The following is a 20343-nucleotide window of genomic DNA, read 5'->3' as shown; positions in this document are numbered from 1 at the left end:
GTGTCGCCCATCGAATGTGTCGGTGACTATGCGACGTTCATCAGCCGCGTCCGTCAGGACTCGACGATTGATAACGGCCTGAACTTCTGGTGCGTGTCCGACAACCTGCGCAAAGGTGCGGCCCTAAACGCCGTGCAAATCGCGGAACTACTGGGCAACCGCGTGCTGAAAAAAGGCTAACGACGGCGGGGCGGAGGACACCTCCGCCTTACCATACCGGCCCATGTAAGGCGGGAGTGTCCCCCGCCCCGCCGTGTCAGAACAATCATTCCCCTTTTCAATTGCCGCACGCCGATGCACCCTGACGACATATCCGTCGAAAGGTTGTTCCATGCGTTTTGTTCTTGTCTGTCTTGCTCTCGCACCCCTACCCACATTCGCGGATGTGATCACGCTGGATGCGCCGCCCATGGCAGTCACCGCCTATGCAAGCGGCGCAATCATCACCCGAACAGTCAGCTTTGACATCCCCGAAGGCCGGCATGACCTGCGTGTTGCAGACATGGACCCCAACCTTGATGCGGCACTGATCGACATCAGCTTGGGCGGTGCAACCCTGTCCACACATGGATGGGATCGCGACGGCAACGGCCCCTACCGTGCGCCGCGCACGCCAGAATGGCTGGCCGCCAAAGCCACCCTTGATCAAGCCGCCGAAGCCCTCGCGCAACGCGACGACGCCATCGCGCTCGCACTGGCCAAGGGACAGGCCGCCCAAGATCAAATCGGGTTTCTGAATGGCATCACCCTGCCGGATGACACAGCCACAGACGTCGATACCCTGCGCGCCATTGGCCAGTTGATCGCCAGCGATGGCACCGCAGCCCGCGCCACCATACGCGCTGCCGAAGCCGAGGTGCGCGCCTTGCAACTGGGGCGCGATGATCTTGCCTTTGACGTGCAAAACGCCGCTGCCGCGTTGCAACTGGTCACACCGCCTAACACAAACCCGGCCACGCTGACTTTGAATGTGACTGCCGCGCAAGCCGGCCCAGCCACGCTAACCCTGCGCTATCCCAGCGACAGGGTGGAATGGGCACCAAGCTACACGCTGTTTCTGGATGGGGACGGTGCCCTGCGCGTCGAACGCGGCGCGGTCATTGCGCAGTATTCAAACGAAGACTGGGTAGATGTCGACATGAAGTTGTCCACTCTGTCCCCTTTTACTGGATCCGAACCCGGTCAGCTTTGGCCACTGCTGCGCAAAATTGAAGACCCCTCAGAACGGGTCCAGCGCTTTAGCTCGCGCAGCGACTTGGGGGTTTCACAGCTAGCACAGGACTCCAGAGCCGAACCCATAATTGTCGAAGAGGCCGCCTCGATTGCCACCTCGGACCTGTCCGGTATCGGCGTGTCTTACGTTCTTCCGGGCAAAGTAACGGTGCGCACAAACCAAGACCTCGTGCGCATCGCGCTCGATACCATAGACTTTGACGCGACCTTGTCCGCCCGCGCCATCCCGGCCCGCGACGAAACTGCGTTCCGCCTTGTGGAGTTCGAAAACACCTCGCCCGAAATCCTACTACCCGGGCAGGCCGTGCTTTATGTCGACGATCAATTGGTCGGTGAAACCACCCTAGAAACCCTGCCCCCCAACGCCGAGGCCGACATCTTCTTTGGCCCCATCGAAGGATTGCGCCTGAAGCGCACCGTTTTGGATCGCAACGAGGGTGATCGCGGCATCATCACCCGCTCGAACGAAGAAACCGAAGCCGTGCGTATCGAAATCGAGAACCTTACAGGCCGTGCATGGGATGTATCAGTGCGCGACGCCGTGCCGTTTTCTGAACAAGAAGACCTAGAAATCGAATGGCAGGCCTCGCCCTCGCCCGAAGTCACCGCTGTGGATGACAAACGTGGCATTCTTGAATGGCGATTTGATATGACCCCAGGGCAAAAACAGACGATTTCATTGGAAACCACGTTGGAATGGCCCGAAGGCATGGTGCTGCGGTAAGGATTTCAGACCAATTCTGCTTGCCAAACAGTGAATGGGAACGCTGGCCTTCGGACTTGTTTGCCCCGAATGAGGTTCGGGTACAGTTTTACCTAAGTGTTAACAACACGTAAGTTATTGACTTAAAATTATAAAATATGGATTTTTCAAATGTACGAACAATGCAGTCATTCATGGCAATAAATTAGTAATTCTTACCGCGCATAATACTTTAACAGCCGATCGGGGGATCGGTAGGTTACGACCAGCCGGGGGGCTGGAAAATCCAAAAGGGGTGTGTGGGATGTGGAAATGGATGATGAACTTGGTTGCCGGTGGGGTTAGTGAAACGGTCGAACAAGGCACTGTAAAAACGCCTCAGCTATCGCGTGAGGAATTGTCGGAATTGTTTTCTGACATCTTGCCAAGGCCGGTTTTGCACCAACAGACCACGGCAATACATAGGCGAACACACCACTTTGAGGTCGGCAGCCATCCGGGACGGCTTGCCCATCACTTGCAGCAAGGTGAACGAAATCAGCGGCAAAATGGCCGACAGAACAAGCCCTGCGACCAGCGACAGCGCCAACGTTACGTCGACTCCATGATCAGCAATGCTGATCCCGCCTTTGAAGCCAATGGCAAACAGCAGATAGATCGACATGCCTTTGGCCACAACCTTGGGGACATTCGAATCGTGCCAGCGCCGTTGCCATACCCAGCCCACAACCAAGGATGATCGGCGACAGCAGATTCGTCACAGCAAGGTTCAAGATTTGAACCATGCGGGTACCTTTACATTGACCAGACGGTCGCGCGTTGGCTGTGCCCAGGGTCCAAAGTCACACCGGTTGGAATTCGTCCATCCCATTCACGAATTGGCTCATCGTGCCTTCGGCAATGTCTGTCCACAGCCCATGGATCGATAGGGTTCCGTCATTCACACGTTGCTCGACAAAGGGAAACGTCATCAGGTTCTCTAATGAGGCAACGACCCCCAACTGTTCTAGACGGCGCGTCTTTTCTGTTTCGTCCTCAATGTCAGCCACCTGTTCGTATTTCGGGCGAAGGATGTCCATCCAGCGGCCTACGAAACTGGTTTCCTCTTCCAATTCGGGGGCGCGGCCTTCGCACATGTCCACGCAGCCCTGCACGCCGCCGCAGCGCGAATGGCCCAGAACAACCACATGAGCCACTTCCAAAACCGTCACCGCATATTCAACGGCCGCCGATGTCCCGTGGTGATCGCCACCCGGAGCGAAAGGCGGCACCAGGTTGGCAATGTTACGATGGATAAAAAATTCCCCCTGATCGGCGCCAAAAATCGACGTAACGTGTACTCGACTGTCGCAACACGAAATGACCATCGTGCGGGGCCTTTGCCCTTCGTTGGCAAGGCGACGATACCAAGCGCTGTTCTCGGCATAGGTAGTGGCTTTCCACCCCTGATACCGCTGCAAAAGGAATGTTGGGAGTGGTTTAACACTGTGCATATTTTTGCTCGATCGCCCTGAAGCCTCTGTTCAGAGTTAAGATTATCCGCAATTCACGGAAAATTCGAGCGAAAAGACCACATAGAGATAACGTTTTAGGAACGGTGTTTATGGCACACAGGCCAAGACCGTGGGGGTCCACCGAAATTGGTGAAAAAGGTGAGTAAAGTGACAAATATTAAAAAAATTCGACCGTCGGAAACCGTAAACGTCAATCGGGACCGTCTTAGCGCCCTGTATTCCGAGATGGATCCGGTCGCCGCAGAGGATATGGTTTGCCGCGCCATGGAAGAATTGGCGTTGCGCATGTCACACTGCGATCGCTTGTATCGGGCCGATAAGTTGGACGAGCTTCACAAGTCTAGCAAATCGATGATCGCTATTGCCGATCAAATCGGTATGGAAGGGATGGCGCGCGTGGCAAGTGATGTGTCTGAATGCGCAGCTGCAGGCGACCGTACTGCATTGGCGGCGACCCTTAGCAGATTGCTCCGCACCGGAGAGGGATCGCTTAGCGCAATCTGGGATTTACAAGATATCACGATCTGAGGGCACACCCTTGCAGTGACGCCCACAAAGGATAGGGTCGCGGGCATCAAATAACAAAGGTGCCCATAATGACGCTTGCTTTCGCCGCGCCAACTTCCGACGCAATACCCCTGTTTCTTCTGGCAGAGGATGCCGTTCAAACATGGCTTGATGGCCAAAACGACGCAGTGCGTGCATGGGCCAAAGCCCACGGGTTCAATGGCGCTGTCGGGCAGGCACTGACCTTTCCCGGCGAAAACGGCGTAGCCATGGCCGCAGTTGGGTACGGCACCCCCGAAACCCGTGCGCGCGGGCGTTTTCATTTGGCGGCCGGTGCCGTGCGGTTGCCCGCTGGTGTTTACACATTGCACAGCACGCTCGACCCTCAAATGATCGAAGTCGAAGCGCTGGGTTGGTTGTTGGCCAGCTATCGATTTGATCGTTACAAAACCCAATCGCCCATGGCCGCACAGCTTGTCGCACCCGAAGGGATCGATGCAAAACGCGTCAGCGCTATTGCAAATGGCGAAGCCCTCAGCCGCACGCTCATCAATACGCCCGCTTCCGACATGGGTCCCCCGGACCTTGAAAATGAGGCGCGCCAACTGGCCGATCAATTTGGCGCACAGATTTCTGTTATTACAGGCGAAGATCTGCTTGGTGCGAACTTCCCGATGATCCATACGGTCGGGCGCGCAGCAGATCGCGCACCCCGGTTGATCGACATGACATGGGGCGCGTCCGGCCCAACCCTGACCCTTGTGGGCAAAGGTGTCTGTTTTGACACGGGTGGCTTGAACCTAAAGCCAGGCAGTTCTATGGGCCTGATGAAAAAAGACATGGGTGGATCAGCAGCCGTACTGGGGTTGGCCCAAATGATCATGGCAACCGGCATGCCCTTGCGCCTGCGCGTGTTAATCCCCGCCGTGGAAAACAGCGTTTCAAGTAACGCGTTCCGCCCGCAGGATATCTTGACCTCGCGCAAGGGGCTGACGGTCGAAATCAACAACACCGACGCCGAAGGACGACTGGTGCTGGCTGACGCGCTTGCCTTGGCGGATGAAGACAAACCCGATCTGATCATCTCGATGGCAACCCTCACAGGGGCTGCGCGCGTCGCCGTCGGCCCTGACCTTGCGCCATATTTCACCGACAATGATGCGCTTGCCAAAGCGCTTGAAGACGCGGCAACCTCGCAAGCCGACCCTGTTTGGCGTTTGCCTTTTCACACCCCTTACGAAAGCATGATCGAACCCGGTATTGCCGACCTCGACAACGCGCCCAAGGGCGGCTTTGCCGGCACCATTACGGCGGCCTTGTTTTTGCGCCGTTTTGTCGAACACAGCCCCTACATGCATTTCGACATCTACGGGTGGCAACCCAGCGCCAAACCGGCCCGCGCCAAAGGGGGGGCGGGCCAAGCCACCCGCGCCCTGTTCGCGGCCCTTCCCGCGGCGCTTGGTTTATGAGCGACCCGCGGCGCGACCCGAACCCTGACTATCTGGGGGTGGACCGACCGGGGCGGATCATCTGGCCCCATGTCGATCTGTGCCGCACACCTTCTGGTGCGCGCGACCGGCAACTGCTGGCCGGGGCAGACGTTACTGTGCTGGGCGAAGACGACACCCACGCCTATGTAAAGGCTGAACAAGACAGTTATATCGGTTTTGTTCCAACGCGCAGCGTCGGTGGTCCATCGACGCCAACCCACAGCGTCAGCGTCCCCGGTGCACACGCCTACCGGCGGGCATCGATCAAAACGCCGGAGACAGCGGCATTCAGTTTTGGTGCATTGTTGACGGCACGCAGCGAAAGCACAGATTTCATCGAAACGGAATTCGGGCATATCCCAAAGGCGCAACTAACCTCGGGACCTATACCGACTTCAGATGCAATCGCCACTGCGCGCCTGTTCCTGGGCACACCATACCTTTGGGGCGGGAACACCCGAACCGGTCTTGATTGTTCGGGATTGGTGCAAATCGCACTGATCACCGCAGGGCACGCCTGCCCCGGTGACAGCGACATGCAAGAACGCGAAACCGGGGCCCACCTGCCCGCAGGCAGCGATCATGAACCCGGCGACCTGTTGTTTTGGAAAGGGCACGTCGCACTGGTCACCAGCCCCACGATGATGATCCACGCCAACGCCTTTCACATGCGTGTGGTCGAAGAACCCATCATTCCGGCATGCGTCCGCATTGCACAAAACGGTGGCGGTGACGTCACAAGCCACAAGCGGCTCTAGCTCGCACCCCAGACAATGCATGTAAATCAACAATGAGATTGGGAGTTTGAAGGGGGGAATCCCCCCTTCATCAGAAAAATTGAATCGTGCCCGCGTCAGCGGTCCTTTGGGTCACCGCACCGCCCGGATCAATTTGCGTTCAAGCACGCGCAAAACCATCTTTAGGTCATGCCCACGGCGCAACACCTGTCCGTCGATGCCGATAACCGCATACATCCCCTGTTTGCCACGCAGTTTTGGGCGTTTCTCGATCCGGTAAAGTGGATTTTCGGCTGTGCGACGAAACACTGAAAACACTGCGACCTCGCGCAGACAAGAAATTCCGTAATCGCGCCACTCGCCCGCCGCCACCATACGCCCATAAAGCGAGAGGATCACGGCAAGTTCCGTGCGGTGGAATGCGACCTGCAAGCTAGGCGTCTCGCGCGAGTTCGAGGGCGGTGGAGTGTGAAGCGTCATGGAATAACACTTGCGCGGCTACGCCAACAATTCAAGGCCAAGATGCGCACGGCGCTTGAACATGTTACCAAATACGGGCAACACTTGTGAAATCAGAAACACGAACTTAGGGGAGGCGTGTAGATGACACCACAAAAAAGGGCGCGCGCGTGCGCAGATTTGATGTGGGCAAACGACCGGGCCAGCCAAGCTTTGGGCATGCGCATCACTGCCATCGCCCCCGGCAGCGCCACCCTATCGATGCTTGTGCGTGACGACATGTTAAACGGGCATGGGATGTGTCACGGCGGTATGATCTTTACCTTGGCTGACAGCGCCTTTGCATTCGCCTGCAACACCTACAACGTGCTGACCGTGGCCCAATCCAATCAGATCACCTATCTGGCACCCGGCGTTGCCAACGACACCCTTACGGCTACAGCAACCGAAGTCGCCCGCCTTGGGCGTTCTGGCACCTATGACGTCATGGTGACCAACACCGCTGGCGACAAGATCGCGCTTTTTCGCGGCCTGTCGCGCACCATCAAAGGCCAGCATTTTGACGAGGACACCGCATGAAAGACCTAACACCGCCACGCGATACACTCGACCCGATTGAAATCGCCAGCCGAGACGAAATTGAAGCCCTTCAACTGGCTCGCATGCGCACGACCCTCGCCCATGCCTATGCCAACGTACCCCATTACACAGCCGCCTTTGACGGCGCAGGTGCACATCCCGACGACCTTAAGTCGCTGGCAGACCTGTCGAAATTCCCGTTTACCGCAAAACAAGACCTGCGCGACAACTACCCGTTTGGCATGTTTGCCGTGCCACGCGATCAAGTGGCGCGGATCCATGCATCGTCCGGCACCACGGGCCAGCCAACTGTCGTTGGCTACACCGAAAACGACTTGAAACATTGGGGCAATGTGGTCGCCCGTTCGTTGCGCGCCGCTGGTTTGTCGCGCGGCGATCTGTTGCACAACGCCTATGGTTACGGGCTGTTCACCGGCGGGCTTGGCATTCACCTTGGCGCCGACGCGTTGGGGTTGTCGACGGTGCCGATCTCGGGTGGCATGACGCCGCGCCAAGTGCGTCTTATCACCGATTTTGAACCCAAAGGCATAACCGTAACCCCGTCCTACGCGTTGTCGATCCTTGATGAATTCAACACCCAAGGCATCGATCCGCGAGACAGTTCCTTGCAAGTCGGTATCTTCGGGGCAGAACCTTGGACCAACGCCATGCGGCGCGAAATCGAAACCGCCTTTGATATGCATGCCGTCGATATTTATGGCCTCTCCGAAGTCATTGGCCCCGGTGTTTCGATGGAATGTGTCGAAACCAAAGACGGGCTGCACATCTGGGAAGATCACTTTTACCCCGAAATCATCGACCCTGAAACCGGCGCACCCGTCGCGGATGGTGAATTGGGTGAGTTGGTGTTTACATCCCTGACCAAGGAAGCATTCCCGATCATCCGCTACCGCACCCGCGACCTAACGCGACTGTTGCCGGGATCGGCACGGTCAATGCGGCGTATGGAAAAGGTCACGGGCCGTTCAGACGATATGATCATCCTGCGCGGTGTGAACGTATTCCCGACCCAGATCGAAGAGGCGATCATGGCCATCCAAGGCCTCGCCCCGCATTTCCAAATCGAGTTGACCAAACCGGACCGGATGGACCAGATGTGCGTCTTATGTGAGGCGGCCGATGCAGGTTGTGATCGCACAGCAGTCGCCAAAGCTCTTTCAGATCAGATCAAACAGACGGTTGGGATCAGCGTGCAAGTGAATGTTGGTGACGTCGGCGACGTCGCACGATCCCAAGGCAAGGCAGTTCGGATCATTGACCGTCGATAGCAGATAGTCATCACATATAGTGGCAAGGCTAACGATGCGGGGCAAAACTGCCGTTCGTGAAATTGCGATACCTATCTGTAGTTGCGGTATTTATCGTCAAGCTGACCGTTAAAGTCAGCGCCTATCCCCAATAGGCTAGTTGTCTTGTGCAGTGCTCGGGCAGGTGCATTGTTCAGGTGGGATTCCGTGTATCCCTTGAACAATTTTCACCCGAAAACTGCTTATTTGAAAGGCCAGCTCTTCTCAAAGATCGGCGTTTCCATAATCGAGGTGAACCAGTTCGTTTTGACATGCTGAACTTTGCGGGTTCTGCTGGCAAGCAGGTCATCCGCCTCAGCGGACAGACGAGAAAGAGTTTCCTGGTTAATCGTTGGAAACTCGACGCTCTTGCGGACTGATGATGTGGCAGACATTTGGCAGGCTCCATTGTGATTCTTGACTGCCACCAAATTATTTGCTCTGAAGATTTTGTTAAAAGGGAACCGCATCGGAGTATTCCCCGTACGTAACGTAATATTACAGAATCAAAGATAAATTCAGAATTTAACGTAAAGTTTACCAAAGGCAGCTTGACGGAATTTCCACCTTTTCCCCTGATTCTGACGCTGATTACCTCAACTCGGGGAACAAAAAATGCAGAAACGACCTTTGTAATGATACCGTGAATACGAGGGCCCTCGTGGTGCCTTTTCAGTCAAACCAAGAATTTGTTGTGTCTGCGCAGCGCCAAGATTCGATGCAATGGTTTAAGAAATTCGTTCGCCCTACAAACCATCAGCATAACCATAGCGGGTGTAGTTGCTATACGCCATTGAGTGCGCCAATGCATGTCCATCAAGATAAAGCGAACCAACTTTCAGTGCCCAAAGTTCTGCACCCTCACCAAGGTCGGGATTGTGGGTGTGTTCTATCTTCGGCCTCTGCCATCGCGTCCAGCATCAACCTTTTCATGCGTCTTCGTTGCTTTGCGTGCTCGGGCATGTGGTATAAATTGTGCAACTCACCCGGGTCTTGCGCCAAATCATAAAGTTCCCCATCGCGCGTGTTCCCGCAAGCGGGTGCACCGTGCCAGACGATCAGTTTCCATGTCTCATGTCGCAGCATCGTTGTCATGATCAGCGGATCTGTCGGAAAGCCCGAATACCGGTATTCGCACAGCGCCCAAGGCCGGAAATCAACATCCTTGCCCCGCATCATCGGCAATAACGATTTGCCTTGAACGCCTGTGCCAAGACCGCAACTCGACGCCTCAAGGATCGTCGCGCTTAGGTCGATCCACTGCACCGGGTTGGACACGCGTTGCCCCGCTGGAATTTCGTCGGGCCAGCATGCGATCAACGGCACGCGGCACAGGTCGTCATAAAGCTGCGGACCCTTTAGCAGTTGCTGATGATTACCCAACATCTCGCCATGATCCGACGTGAATATAACAAGCGTGTTCTCTAGCCCGCCCGCCTTTTCCAAAGCATCAAGGATGCGCCCGACTTCATAGTCGACCAACGCGATCATCGCCCAATATTGCGCCCGAATTTCTTTGATTTCCGCGCGCGTGTAGTCCTGAAAGCCGGGGGCTGTGCCGCTGTAGCTTTTTTCAGAAATTGCGCGGTGATCTTTTGGCTTTTCATCCAGTTCGCCCGGTTTGGTGATGGGGGCAGGAATAACATCCACATCAATCATGTCACGAAACTCTTGTGGCGCGCCAAACGAATGATGCGGGTCAAAAAAGTTAGCCATCAGGAAGAACGGTTCGCCGCGATCTGTGCCGATAAAATCAATCGCGCGCTCGGCGACCCAATGGGAATAATGCGCCTCGTACGGAACGTGGTCGATGGGTGTGCCAGTGCGGGTGCGGTTAGAATATTCCGTGTTCTCGTTCGCGCCGGTGTCGGGAAAGATGCTTTGATAGATATCGGGCTGTGTCTTGCGTAACCACCTGTGAAAGTCGTTTTCCAAGGCCCGGTGGTTTGGCCCATGCGCCCATTCAAACACGCGATATCCGTCGTCACGGCGCGGTTCGGTGCGCCATGTGTCACAGGGGGCCAGATGTTGTTTGCCGATCATCCCGCAATCGTACCCTGCGTCCGCCAATGTGCGTGTGAACATGTGTTGATCGTCCGGCAGCGGCACGCCATTGGCATAAAGCCCATGGTTGGATGGGTACTTCCCGGTAAACAACGACGCCCGCGAAGGGCTGCACACGGGGTTTTGCACGTAACAGTTTTCGAACAGTGCCCCCCGCGCCGCCAGCCGATCCAAATTGGGCGTCACCGCCCATGGCGCCCCTGTACAACCTAGCGAGTCGCCGCGTTGTTGGTCAGTGCAGATGAACAGGATGTTGGGCCGCGTGGTCATATTAAAAATTCGCAATGCGAGGTTCGGTGCGATCCTCAAGGGCGACACGGGCGTCAATCATCTGATCCATCATCTCTTCCAGCTTGTCTTGATGGGCTGGATCATCGGCAAGGTTTTGTTCCTCGTTTGGGTCGTTACTGAGGTCAAAAAGGCTAAGGGACTGCGCCGCACCGTGGGTCATCACCAGCTTCCACCTTGCGTCGACGAAAGCCGTCTGATGCGGTTGGTCGGGACGGCGCAATCGGCTTAACGCCCATCCGCGCGGTTCATTTGCAATCAGGCATTGCCCTTGCAGGCGTTGCGGAGGGCGCAGTTTTGCCGCCTCATAAAGGGTCGGCGCGACATCCATCGTCGAAACAGCGCCTGCGACCTCTTCCGTTGGTCCACCCGGCATGCAAAAGGCCAAGGGCACGTTCACCGCGGCCTCATTCAAGGGCGGCGTTGCCGCGTTTATGCTACCGCGTCCGGCCGTCAATGCAATCACAGTTTTCTCAGGCAACGCCTTCAGGATTACGGCCAAGGCGGCATCTGCCTGCCGCAAAGCCCGCGGATCAAGTGCGTCGCGTCCGGCACTCGTTGCGCCCATGGATTGCCCAACCACAAACCCGACAACTCCAAAGAACGGTGCTGTCCCGATCCGGACACAGGCTTGCTGCGCGACCCACGTGTTAAAACTCAGTTCGTCGGGCAAGGCTGTCATGGCATCATACTGTGCCTGAGGGATGGCAGTGGCGTCCGGATTGGCCTGCTGCGGGAAAATCCGTGCATAAGCGTCAGGCGCGGTTTTCTGCAACCACATCAGATAGGCATTCTGCCGGGAACGATGCAGCGCGCCATGCGCCCAGTCGAAGTGGTCGTATTCATTGGCGCGCGCGTGTTCGGTCGTCCAATGCGACACGCCAGCCAACTGCCTGCGTCCAACAAGCCATGTGTGATAGCCGTTCTGCGTGAACACCTCTGACATTGTTTTGTCGCGTTTTGGCAAGGCAACACCATCGGTCCAAACCCCATGCGCAGCCATATCCAAACCAGTGAATAGGCTCGCGCGTGCAGGGCTGCTTTCGGGGCAAGGCGCATAGGCGTTGCTGAAGTTCAGGCTGCGATCAAACAGGGCACAAAGCGTGGGCAAGTCAGCGGCATGCAATCGCACGTCATGGGCGCTTAGACTATCGAACACGACCATCAGAACGTTGGGGCGCGTGACCGTATTCATATTGCCCCCCGTTGCACGTAGTTAAGTCATCCGCAGACCGGCTTCATCGAACCTGTGCAAGTTTTCCATATCGGCACTTAGGTATATGGTGTCACCTGCTGCCAGCCTGACCTTGCCCGGTGCACGGACGGTCATAACATCGTCGACGCCTTCGACAGTGACGCGAATGAACGTATCACTGCCCAAATGTTCGGAAATTCCAACGGTGCCTTTCCAATCCCCCCCATCCGTTGCAATCGTCAGATGCTCGGGTCGGATACCGATTGATGTGGCACCTTTTTTCTGGGCCAACGAACCAGCAATAATGTTCATTTTCGGCGATCCGATGAATTCTGCAACAAAGCGGTTACGGGGTGCATCATAGAGATCAAGCGGACTGCCAACTTGTTCGATAACTCCGGCGTTGAGCACCACAATTTTGTCGGCCATGGTCATCGCTTCAACTTGATCGTGGGTGACATAAATCATCGTCGTCGCAAGACGCTTGTGCAGTTCGCTGATCTCAAGCCGCATGCCAACACGCAAGGCCGCGTCCAGATTTGACAACGGCTCATCAAACAAAAACGCAGAGGGTTCGCGCACAATGGCGCGCCCAATCGCGACCCGTTGGCGTTGACCACCAGACAGTTGCTTGGGCCTGCGATCCAGATAGTCCGTAAGGTTTAACGCGGCCGCAGCATTATCGATACGCCGGGCTTGTTCGTCGCGCGACAACCCCGCCATTTGCAGCGGAAAGGCGATGTTTTGGGCCACCGTCAAATGCGGATAAAGCGCATAGGATTGAAACACCATCGCCAGTCCCCGTTTGCCCGGAGACTGATCTGTGGCATCCACGCCGTCGATCTCGATGACGCCGTCAGTGACGTCTTCCAACCCTGCAATCAAGCGCAGCAACGTTGATTTCCCGCAGCCCGAAGGGCCGACAAAGACCACGAACTCACCCTCGTTGATCTCAAGATCCAGTGGCGGAATGACCGTCACTTTGCCAAAGTCTTTTTGGACGCCTTTCAGCTCAATACGGCCCATCTTAGCGTGTTCCTTTCCTGTGTTGGCCGCGGGCCATATGGAGCGGTGGCGACATCATCGACTGCGCACCACGCACGCAGGCCTCGACGAAACCTTGTGTTTTCAAGGGGCTTTCAGAACGCCATTTCAGAATGTCATCCACCATGCGCGCGCGCGTTGCGGCATAGGCAGGATCATCCCAAAGGTTGTTTTGTTCGATTGGGTCGCTGGCAAGGTCAAAAAGCTGCCCTTGATCGCTGTCCACAAAATGAACGATCTTCATCTGCCGATCTAGCAGCATGGTCATCAGCCGGGTCCCTGACAGCAATGCATCATTGGAATGCTCAGCAAAAACCTGTGTGCGCTCAGGCGCGTGTTCGTTTCCAAAGTAAGGCGCAAGTGATTGCGCCTCCATCCAAGGGGGCACCGTCACACCAGCCCAATCCAGAATGGTCGGCCCCAGATCAAACAGCGCCACATTGTCTGACACGGATTTGCCCGCCGGAATGCCGGGCCCTGCAACAATAGCGGGCACCTGCACCGTTGATTGATACATGTTCCATTTTTGCGAATGGCCATGATCGCCCAGCGCGTCGCCATGATCCGAGGTGAACACAACAATCGTATTATCCAGATCGCCCCGCGCCTCCAATGCATCCAAAATCGCACCCACTTGCGTGTCGATCATCGTGACATTGGCATAGTAGTGCGCGCGTTGCCTGCGCGATTGCTCTGGAGTTGGCTCGGCCAAATGCACGACACCGTCGGCGTCCTCTCCTAGCATAAAATCACGCAGGCCTTGCAGGGCTTCGGGCTGATTTTCAGGATCAGGCGGGATCACGTCAGGCAGATCGCGGCCATCGTACATATCCAGATACTCTTGCGTCGGATCATAGGGCGGGTGCGGCCCCGGCAGGCCAACTTGCAAGAAATACGGCCCCGTCCCGGTATAGCGGTCCAGCCACCACGTCGCCATTTGCCCGGTGAACACATCCGGGTGCATTTTTTCATCATGCTCCCAAACCCACGCGCCCAACTTATCGCCATAATCGTTTTGCCGACGCTGTGTCACACGCGATGGCTTTTCGAGGCCCTCAAGAAAATACGCCTTGTCCCAATTGTCCAAATAGAACGGCAGGTTCGGGTGATCGCGGTCCTTATTTTCAGTCACGTGGCGTTCGTGAAACCCAAAGGCCCCCTCGATCGGCATCGTGTGCATCTTGCCCACATTCACCGTGCGATACCCCGCCTCGGCCAGATCCTTGACCCAACAATATTGCCACGGCTCGTCATTGCGAAAGACGCCATTGGTGTGCGGATAAGTGCCCGTGAACAAAGACGCCCGCGACGGCGCACATGAGGGCGACGTGATGTACATGTTTTCAAACGCAGTGCCGCGCGCAGCGAGCCGATCCAAGTTCGGCGTAATCATGTGATCCGCCCCAAGTGCTGCAATGGTGTCAAAGCGCTGTTGGTCGGTGATGATGAACACGATGTTGGGACGCTGTGTCATGTTTTATCCCTTCACCGCGCCGGACATGGACTGCACGATATATTTGTTAGCAATGGCCATAAGCGGCAAGATCGGCAACGTCAGCGCAATGCTGGCCACGGCAATCGAAGCCCAATCAACGCTATCATATGAGATAAAGTTCATCACCGCCACGGGCGCTGTCGCCGTGCCGGATCGGGTGATGATAAGGGCATAGAAAAAGTCATTCCATGCCACAAGAAAGGCAAGGATGGCCGCGGCCACAGCGCCCGGGCGCGCAGCAGGCAGGGCGATTAGCAAAAACGCCTTGCCCAAGGAAGCGTCATCCATGATCGCCGCCTCGATCAGCTCATCCGGGACTTGCGCGAATGAATTCCACATCGACCACGTCACAAGCGGCAGGGTCAGCGTCATATAGGCGAACACAAGGCCTGCGTAGGTGTCGATCAGCCCTGCATTCACGTAAAGCAGAAACAGCGGGATCACAAAGCCAACAGGCGGGGCCATGCGTAGCAGCAGCAAAACCCACGATGCGATAAACTTGCCCGACAGCCGGGCCTTGGCCAGTGCAAAGCCCGCAGGCACCCCGACAATCATCGCAAAGGCTGTCGACAACCCGGCGGTGATAAAAGAATTCAGCAAGGCGCTGGGAAAATCAGAGCGCGTGATTTTGAAAAAGTTGTCCAGTGTCAGCGCCAGCGGGCTTTCCCAAATCGGCTGAAAGATGGCGATGGGCGAACGAAACGACAGGATCAGCACCCACACGGTTGGAATTGCCGCAAAGGTCAAAAGCACCAGCATCATGGTGATGCCGATACCGCGTTTGACGCGGAATTCTGGGCTATTGTCGATCATGTGGTCACCCGTTGGTTCAGTTTGGCCACGTAGTAGCTGATCAATGCCGCCATCAAGAACAGCATCACCGCAACGGCAGCACCGTAAGCCACGTTAGAGTTTTGAAACGTCTGCACGTAGGCGTAAAAATTCGTGGCTTGGGTCGAACGCCCCGGCCCGCCCTTAGTCATCACAAAGATCATCGGAAAATGTTTCAGCGAGTCGATAAAGCGGAACAGCGTGACCATCAGCAACGCAGGGGCGAGCAGCGGCAGCGTGATAAAGATAAAGGTCTTGATCCGTGTCGCCCCATCGATGGCTGCGGCCTCTTCCAGATCGGGGGAAATGCCTTGCAAGGCGGCCATGATGATCAACATCGCAAAGGGAAAGTTTGTCCAAGTATCGGCAATCACAATGGCAGCGATTGCGCCCCATCGGCTGGTCAAAAAGGCAGGCACCGTGATCCCGAACAGATCAAAGAATGCGTTGATCGGCGACAAGGTCGGCGTAAATAGCGATAACCATATCAACGCCACAGCAACATGCGGCACAGCGTAGGGCAGCAGGAACAAAACCCGGCCCACCCGCCAACGCCCGGTGATCTTTTGCAAGCCCACAGCGACAGCGCTGCCAATGATGACTTGCAGCGCGACCCCAAAGAACGACAATGCCGCCATGACATAGATCGAGTTCATCAACCGTTTGTCAGACAGCATTTTGGCGAAGTTCTTGAACCCGAAATCCCAGTTGGTCCCGCGGATCAAGTGATAGTCGCTAAAGGCCAACCCAAACATGCCAGCAAGCGGCACAATGGCAAAGATGCCAACCGCAAGAATGGCAGGCACCATCATCATGCGATAGCCGCGTTGCAGCTCGTATGTGGCACCCCGACGGGGTGTTGCGTGGGATGTCATGATGCCCTCAATCAAAAAGCCCGGCGGGTCGGCCCCGCCGGGTGTGGTCAGCTGCGGTTTACAACCCGAGAAGGTCGCGCATGTCCGCTTCGGCTTGTTCCAGCGCCTCTTCGGGGCTCATCAAACCGTTGATGGCCGCATTCACGCTTTCACCGATGGCTTGACCCAAAGCAGGCCATTCAGGGATCAAAGGACGATAGTGACCAATGGCCAAGTCCAACGCGGCAACCCGTGTCGACAAAAAGTCGGGGTGGATCGCTGCGTATTTCGCGACCACGTCAGGGTTGTCTGCCACGGATGCGGTGGTGAAATCCGGGAAGGATTCAGACATCGCAATCTTGGCCACCGTTTCGGCGCTGACGGCCCATTCGATGAACTTTGCAGAGGCCTCTGCATTCGGAGCACTTGCAGGGATGCCCATGCCGTGTACACCAATGGCAGGTGAGCGGCCCGCAGGACCACCCGGTGGCAAAGCAATTCCGGTTACATCGGCGAACTGGCTTTGCGCCGGGTCAACGATTTGGCTAATGATCCCTGTGCCTTCAACGGCAAAGGCGATTTGCCCGTTCTTTGCAGCGGCGTTCACTTCGGCAAAGTTGAAGTTACCAGCACCGGCTGGACCGTAATCGTTGATCAGCTTGATATAGACGTTCAACGCCTCGACGTTCTCAGGCGAGTTGATGGCAGGTGTCAAATCACCGCCTTCGTAGTCGGCAAAGAACGTACCACCATAGGCGCGCATGACCATCGGAAAGATGAACATGTTAAAGCCCTGACCGGGCACGGCACGCAAAGCAATCGCCGCCTGGTCGTCAGTTTTGATTTTGCCTGCGACCTCGATCATTTCTTCCCATGTTTGTGGCACTTCAGCACCTGCCGCTTCCAGCAGATCCTCGCGGTAGCTCATCAGGCCAACCCCGGCAAAGAATGGCAAAGCCCATTGGTCGCCATTGACGTTATAAGCGCCAAGCGGACCCGCAAGAATGTCGGATGTTGTTGCTTCGGACACTTTGTCGGTCATTGGCTGCAACCATCCGGCTTGAATCCAGCGCTGGACCTGAATGACTGGTGTGTGAACCACGTCGATGTCGCCGGTGCCGCCTGTAAAGGACAGCGTGATCCGGTTTTCGAACACGTCTTGCCCGATCACATCGATATTGGCTTTGATACCGGTTTCGGCCTCAAAGTCGTCGGCAAGTTTCGCCAGACCATTGGTGTAGGGCATGCCGAACATGACCACGTTGATTTCTTCTGCCTGCGCCGCACTGGGCGCAAAAGGCGCGGCCAGCGCAAAGCTGGACACAAGGGCCGCTGATAATAGATGTTTCATAGTTTCCTCCCGGTTTGATTATGCCTGCCGTGCTTATCCTCCGCGCATCGGCATGACGTGGTATTTCGGCTGCAAACGCGCAGCCGCACTTTCTTGATAGACAAGCTCTGAAAGCTCGGTGCGCGCCTTGAGTAGCGCATCTTGGTATTCTTCGATCGGCGCACAGGTCTTTTCGGCGGGTTCCGCCAGCGCCAAAAGGTGCAAAAACTTGCCATCCGGATCTTGGATGACAGTCGCAAAACGGCGGATGCCAACGTGGTTGCCTTGCAGGTCCGCGGCAAAGACATCGCGACGCCGTTCTGACAGCAGCGCCTTTACGCGCGTCGCGGTAAACGAAGTGCTGGTTTGCCCCCGTTTGCGCGGCGTTTCAAAAAACCCATCAGTGAAAAACCGCGCCTCAACCTCGTCCCACTCAAATCGGCTCAGATAAAGTTGCGACAGCACGTCAAGTTCATAAAGCGAACGGCGAAAGCCGACACTTGCACGGATCACAACGTTAGGGTCGGGATATTCTGTCTTGGAATGCCAAAGCAGTTCGTGCCCTGCCACCACAACCACCTCGGCAGAGACATTCAAACGCTTGGATAGGGCGCGCATCGTTTCGTCCAGCTTGGCCAGATAGACGTCAGACATGGGCACGTTGCGATCCAGTCGGAAGTTTCGAACGACGTATTTTTCACTGGTGCGAAAAAGGTAACCCCAGTCCGACAACGTCCGGATAATACGGTTAAGCGTTGCAGGCGGCAGACCACAATCGCGCGCGATATCTACCTGCTTCAACGGTCCGGGACCGGCAGCCATGATATACTCTAAAACTTGCAGCGTGCGCTCCGTCGGGTTCATCTTAATATTTCACATTGTGAATCATTAATTCCATATATGGAATTATCGGAAGACTGCTGTGTTTATGCTGATCTGTCAATTTTTAAATTTAGTTTAATGTTTGGCACATCTTGTAGGGCGCCATTTTAGGCCAAACACACCTTCGCACCCTCATTGCCGCCGGACCTCAGACAAAGCTACCCTGACAGAACCATCCTGGCGACATTGCTCCGCCATGCCCAAAGAACAGCCACAGCCGCTGCCCACAGCTTGTATCCGTCACCCAATAATCCCGCGTGCCGCTGCGCCAGTTCGGGTCGTCTAACCACCATTCCGGAGCCAACCTTTCTGGCCCAAGGGCGCGCAATCGGGTCAGTTCTTGCCCACGCCAGCGGAATGCCTCGGGCAGACGCGGCACCGCAGGGGCATGCACGGGTTCAGGGGGCCACAATAACATCGGACGCGGATTATTGGGCGCAGGCCAAGGCCCTTCATGCGGTTCAGACCACGCAGCGGCCATAATTGTATGTGACTTTTCAGGGATATGGCTGTCCGCCGGATGCAAGCGCCGGATCGCATCCAGCCCCACCCGCGCACCCAACCGACCCACCAGATCATCCAGAGTATTGGTTTTGTTCAAACGAGCTTGTACCGCCTCTCCGGCTTGCAAATGCCCGACCACGACAGCCTCGTGCAACGGTTCGACCTGCACGGCCACAAGGCGCAACATATCGATGCCAAAGCCCGCGTCGATCCCGTCGACCTTCAACTGCAACAGCGGGCGGATGCGTTCCGGGTCAAAGCTTGGGCGGGCCAGCCCCACTTCGATCACCTCAATATCCTGATCACTGCGATGGGCCTGCAAAGCCACCCGCCGCGCACCTTTCCCCTTGGCTTTCAACACCTCGCACAGACGCGGCAGTAGCCGATCAATTCCTGCCATCACATCCCCGGCCAACCCAATGGGGTCGGGCAAAGTCATACGTACGGCAAAGTGGTCCGGTGGTTTGGCCGGCGATACAGGTTCGGGCGCGCTGCCCATGGCCTGATCCATGCGCATCACCAACCCCCGCCCAAAGCGGCGCGCCAGCCCTGCACGCGGTTGCCCCAACAGATCACCCACACGGCGCAACCCCAAACGACCCAGCTGCGCCGTCACCTCTGGTTCCAGACGCAATGCGGCAATGGGCAAAGGACTGAGCGCGCCATAGGTCTGCCCCGGCAACGCGATGCGGTCAGTATTGCCTGCTTTGGTACGCACCACAGGAGCTGCGCCGCCCTTTGTCCAATGCCGCCGTTTACCTGCGCGCGACCGTGTGGCACGCGCTTCTTGGTCGATGGCATCGCCCGTCCGATCCGACCCGGCCGCCCGCCCCGCATAGCGCGCCAAGGCCCACGCCGCCCCACGCGTATCCGCCAATCCCATCAAAACGGTTAAGCCCAGATCAATGCAGTCATCCTCAACCACTTGCATGAGCGCCACTTCGCCTCCGAACAGATGCGCACAGCCAGTTAGGTCCACGACCAAAGCATCGTCCCCTTCAGGTGCAACCCAAGGGCTAAATTTACCCGCCCAGCGTTGCAATGTTTCCAGAAACCGCGCCTCGCCCACCAAACTGCGCGGATAGGTTAGCAAACCGGGGCACATCGCATGCGCATCACGCACAGGCTGAGACACCTGCAAACCCTGCCCCTGCGCAACAGCGTTCAAGGCTGTGATAATCTGCGCATTGCTTTGTTCGTGCACCACGGCAAGCGGCTGGTCACCCAGCACCGGTTGACGGCGGATCAGACGTTCGGCCCCCAATCGAGGAAACCATAAAGACAGAATGCGGCGGTCGGACATGGCAAAATGTTCACACTTTGTTCC

Annotated in this window: 20 protein-coding genes; 7 read left to right on the top strand and 13 right to left on the bottom strand. The window is 56.5% G+C overall.

Translation table 11 applies throughout. The features are described 5' to 3' along the window. The coding region (locus ABJF76_RS11560) for an Asd/ArgC dimerization domain-containing protein (protein WP_413822570.1) at positions 1 to 180 on the top strand (180 nt) is incomplete at its 5' end. A 151-nt stretch (positions 181 to 331) separates the two neighbouring features. Continuing rightward, positions 332 to 1957, top strand: coding sequence for a DUF4139 domain-containing protein (locus ABJF76_RS11555; RefSeq protein ID WP_413820183.1), 1626 nt, complete (start codon positions 332 to 334; stop codon positions 1955 to 1957). A gap of 361 nt (positions 1958 to 2318) precedes the next feature. On the opposite strand, the gene ABJF76_RS11550 is transcribed toward ABJF76_RS11555, so the two are convergent. Then, positions 2319 to 2612 (bottom strand): sodium-dependent bicarbonate transport family permease, encoded by a 294-nt coding sequence (locus ABJF76_RS11550; protein WP_413820182.1) that lies wholly within the window; start codon positions 2610 to 2612, stop codon positions 2319 to 2321. 166 nt (positions 2613 to 2778) lie between these two features. Next, the gene (locus ABJF76_RS11545) at positions 2779 to 3429 is read right to left on the bottom strand and encodes a carbonic anhydrase (RefSeq protein ID WP_413820181.1); all 651 of its coding nucleotides are present in this window, start codon (positions 3427 to 3429) and stop codon (positions 2779 to 2781) included. 168 nt (positions 3430 to 3597) lie between these two features. Here ABJF76_RS11545 and ABJF76_RS11540 point away from each other — a divergent pair, with 168 nt between their 5' ends. The 3 genes from ABJF76_RS11540 to ABJF76_RS11530 all read left to right on the top strand — a co-directional run bounded on the left by ABJF76_RS11540 (position 3598) and on the right by ABJF76_RS11530 (position 6205). Beyond that, positions 3598 to 3978 (top strand): hypothetical protein, encoded by a 381-nt coding sequence (locus tag ABJF76_RS11540; RefSeq protein ID WP_413820180.1) that lies wholly within the window; start codon positions 3598 to 3600, stop codon positions 3976 to 3978. 68 nt (positions 3979 to 4046) lie between these two features. Beyond that, the gene (locus tag ABJF76_RS11535; protein WP_413820179.1) at positions 4047 to 5426 is read left to right on the top strand and encodes a leucyl aminopeptidase family protein; all 1380 of its coding nucleotides are present in this window, start codon (positions 4047 to 4049) and stop codon (positions 5424 to 5426) included. Continuing rightward, the gene (locus tag ABJF76_RS11530) at positions 5423 to 6205 is read left to right on the top strand and encodes a C40 family peptidase (RefSeq protein ID WP_413820178.1); all 783 of its coding nucleotides are present in this window, start codon (positions 5423 to 5425) and stop codon (positions 6203 to 6205) included. Before ABJF76_RS11535 ends, ABJF76_RS11530 begins: the two co-directional genes overlap by 4 nt. 111 nt (positions 6206 to 6316) lie before the next feature. Here ABJF76_RS11530 and ABJF76_RS11525 read toward each other — a convergent pair whose 3' ends face one another. Then, positions 6317 to 6664 (bottom strand): DUF2794 domain-containing protein, encoded by a 348-nt coding sequence (locus tag ABJF76_RS11525; protein ID WP_413820177.1) that lies wholly within the window; start codon positions 6662 to 6664, stop codon positions 6317 to 6319. Between the two features lie 123 nt (positions 6665 to 6787). Between ABJF76_RS11525 and paaI the strand changes: the two genes are divergently transcribed. Together paaI and paaK are read left to right on the top strand one after the other, a co-directional pair. Further along, complete coding sequence (gene paaI / locus ABJF76_RS11520; RefSeq protein WP_413820176.1) at positions 6788 to 7222, top strand: hydroxyphenylacetyl-CoA thioesterase PaaI; 435 nt, start codon at positions 6788 to 6790, stop codon at positions 7220 to 7222. Continuing rightward, positions 7219 to 8511 carry a phenylacetate--CoA ligase PaaK gene (gene paaK / locus ABJF76_RS11515; RefSeq protein WP_413820175.1) on the top strand — a complete coding sequence of 431 codons (1293 nt, stop codon included), beginning with the start codon at positions 7219 to 7221 and terminating at the stop codon, positions 8509 to 8511. Before paaI ends, paaK begins: the two co-directional genes overlap by 4 nt. A 221-nt stretch (positions 8512 to 8732) precedes the next feature. Here paaK and ABJF76_RS11510 read toward each other — a convergent pair whose 3' ends face one another. The 10 genes from ABJF76_RS11510 to ABJF76_RS11465 form a co-directional block, all read right to left on the bottom strand. After that, entirely contained in the window at positions 8733 to 8924 is a 192-nt protein-coding gene (locus tag ABJF76_RS11510) for a hypothetical protein (RefSeq protein ID WP_413820174.1), read from the bottom strand. Between the two features lie 466 nt (positions 8925 to 9390). Then, positions 9391 to 10863 carry a sulfatase-like hydrolase/transferase gene (locus ABJF76_RS11505; RefSeq protein ID WP_413820173.1) on the bottom strand — a complete coding sequence of 491 codons (1473 nt, stop codon included), beginning with the start codon at positions 10861 to 10863 and terminating at the stop codon, positions 9391 to 9393. Between the two features lies 1 nt (position 10864). Then, positions 10865 to 12076, bottom strand: coding sequence for a sulfatase (locus ABJF76_RS11500; protein WP_413820172.1), 1212 nt, complete (start codon positions 12074 to 12076; stop codon positions 10865 to 10867). 21 nt (positions 12077 to 12097) lie between these two features. Next, positions 12098 to 13102 carry an ABC transporter ATP-binding protein gene (locus ABJF76_RS11495; RefSeq protein WP_413820171.1) on the bottom strand — a complete coding sequence of 335 codons (1005 nt, stop codon included), beginning with the start codon at positions 13100 to 13102 and terminating at the stop codon, positions 12098 to 12100. A gap of 1 nt (position 13103) precedes the next feature. After that, complete coding sequence (locus ABJF76_RS11490; protein ID WP_413820170.1) at positions 13104 to 14594, bottom strand: sulfatase; 1491 nt, start codon at positions 14592 to 14594, stop codon at positions 13104 to 13106. A gap of 3 nt (positions 14595 to 14597) precedes the next feature. Continuing rightward, on the bottom strand, positions 14598 to 15428 hold the full coding sequence (locus ABJF76_RS11485; protein ID WP_413820169.1) for a carbohydrate ABC transporter permease: 831 nt from the start codon (positions 15426 to 15428) through the stop codon (positions 14598 to 14600). Continuing rightward, on the bottom strand, positions 15425 to 16321 hold the full coding sequence (locus tag ABJF76_RS11480) for a carbohydrate ABC transporter permease (RefSeq protein WP_413820168.1): 897 nt from the start codon (positions 16319 to 16321) through the stop codon (positions 15425 to 15427). The genes ABJF76_RS11485 and ABJF76_RS11480 overlap by 4 nt, the downstream gene beginning before the upstream one ends. Before the next feature lie 58 nt (positions 16322 to 16379). Then, complete coding sequence (locus ABJF76_RS11475; protein WP_413820167.1) at positions 16380 to 17651, bottom strand: ABC transporter substrate-binding protein; 1272 nt, start codon at positions 17649 to 17651, stop codon at positions 16380 to 16382. 33 nt (positions 17652 to 17684) lie between these two features. Next, positions 17685 to 18494 (bottom strand): helix-turn-helix domain-containing protein, encoded by an 810-nt coding sequence (locus ABJF76_RS11470; protein ID WP_413820166.1) that lies wholly within the window; start codon positions 18492 to 18494, stop codon positions 17685 to 17687. Positions 18495 to 18660: 166 nt separating this feature from the next. Beyond that, on the bottom strand, positions 18661 to 20319 hold the full coding sequence (locus tag ABJF76_RS11465; RefSeq protein ID WP_413820165.1) for a Y-family DNA polymerase: 1659 nt from the start codon (positions 20317 to 20319) through the stop codon (positions 18661 to 18663). Positions 20320 to 20343 lie beyond the last annotated feature (24 nt).

This window comes from Tateyamaria sp., from assembly GCF_039940735.1.
GTDB lineage: Bacteria > Pseudomonadota > Alphaproteobacteria > Rhodobacterales > Rhodobacteraceae > Tateyamaria.
This window is presented reverse-complemented; position numbering and strand designations above follow the sequence as displayed.

Bases quoted from the DNA above. Each gene is read 5' to 3' on its own strand.
- ABJF76_RS11555 (WP_413820183.1), top strand. From the start codon at position 332: ATGCGTTTTGTTCTTGTCTGTCTTGCTCTCGCACCCCTACCCACATTC.
- ABJF76_RS11545 (WP_413820181.1), bottom strand. From the start codon at position 3,429: ATGCACAGTGTTAAACCACTCCCAACATTCCTTTTGCAGCGGTATCAG.
- ABJF76_RS11535 (WP_413820179.1), top strand. From the start codon at position 4,047: ATGACGCTTGCTTTCGCCGCGCCAACTTCCGACGCAATACCCCTGTTT.
- ABJF76_RS11530 (WP_413820178.1), top strand. From the start codon at position 5,423: ATGAGCGACCCGCGGCGCGACCCGAACCCTGACTATCTGGGGGTGGAC.
- ABJF76_RS11525 (WP_413820177.1), bottom strand. From the start codon at position 6,664: ATGACGCTTCACACTCCACCGCCCTCGAACTCGCGCGAGACGCCTAGC.
- paaI (WP_413820176.1), top strand. From the start codon at position 6,788: ATGACACCACAAAAAAGGGCGCGCGCGTGCGCAGATTTGATGTGGGCA.
- paaK (WP_413820175.1), top strand. From the start codon at position 7,219: ATGAAAGACCTAACACCGCCACGCGATACACTCGACCCGATTGAAATC.
- ABJF76_RS11510 (WP_413820174.1), bottom strand. From the start codon at position 8,924: ATGTCTGCCACATCATCAGTCCGCAAGAGCGTCGAGTTTCCAACGATT.
- ABJF76_RS11505 (WP_413820173.1), bottom strand. From the start codon at position 10,863: ATGACCACGCGGCCCAACATCCTGTTCATCTGCACTGACCAACAACGC.
- ABJF76_RS11500 (WP_413820172.1), bottom strand. From the start codon at position 12,076: ATGAATACGGTCACGCGCCCCAACGTTCTGATGGTCGTGTTCGATAGT.
- ABJF76_RS11495 (WP_413820171.1), bottom strand. From the start codon at position 13,102: ATGGGCCGTATTGAGCTGAAAGGCGTCCAAAAAGACTTTGGCAAAGTG.
- ABJF76_RS11490 (WP_413820170.1), bottom strand. From the start codon at position 14,594: ATGACACAGCGTCCCAACATCGTGTTCATCATCACCGACCAACAGCGC.
- ABJF76_RS11485 (WP_413820169.1), bottom strand. From the start codon at position 15,428: ATGATCGACAATAGCCCAGAATTCCGCGTCAAACGCGGTATCGGCATC.
- ABJF76_RS11480 (WP_413820168.1), bottom strand. From the start codon at position 16,321: ATGACATCCCACGCAACACCCCGTCGGGGTGCCACATACGAGCTGCAA.
- ABJF76_RS11475 (WP_413820167.1), bottom strand. From the start codon at position 17,651: ATGAAACATCTATTATCAGCGGCCCTTGTGTCCAGCTTTGCGCTGGCC.
- ABJF76_RS11470 (WP_413820166.1), bottom strand. From the start codon at position 18,494: ATGAACCCGACGGAGCGCACGCTGCAAGTTTTAGAGTATATCATGGCT.
- ABJF76_RS11465 (WP_413820165.1), bottom strand. From the start codon at position 20,319: ATGTCCGACCGCCGCATTCTGTCTTTATGGTTTCCTCGATTGGGGGCC.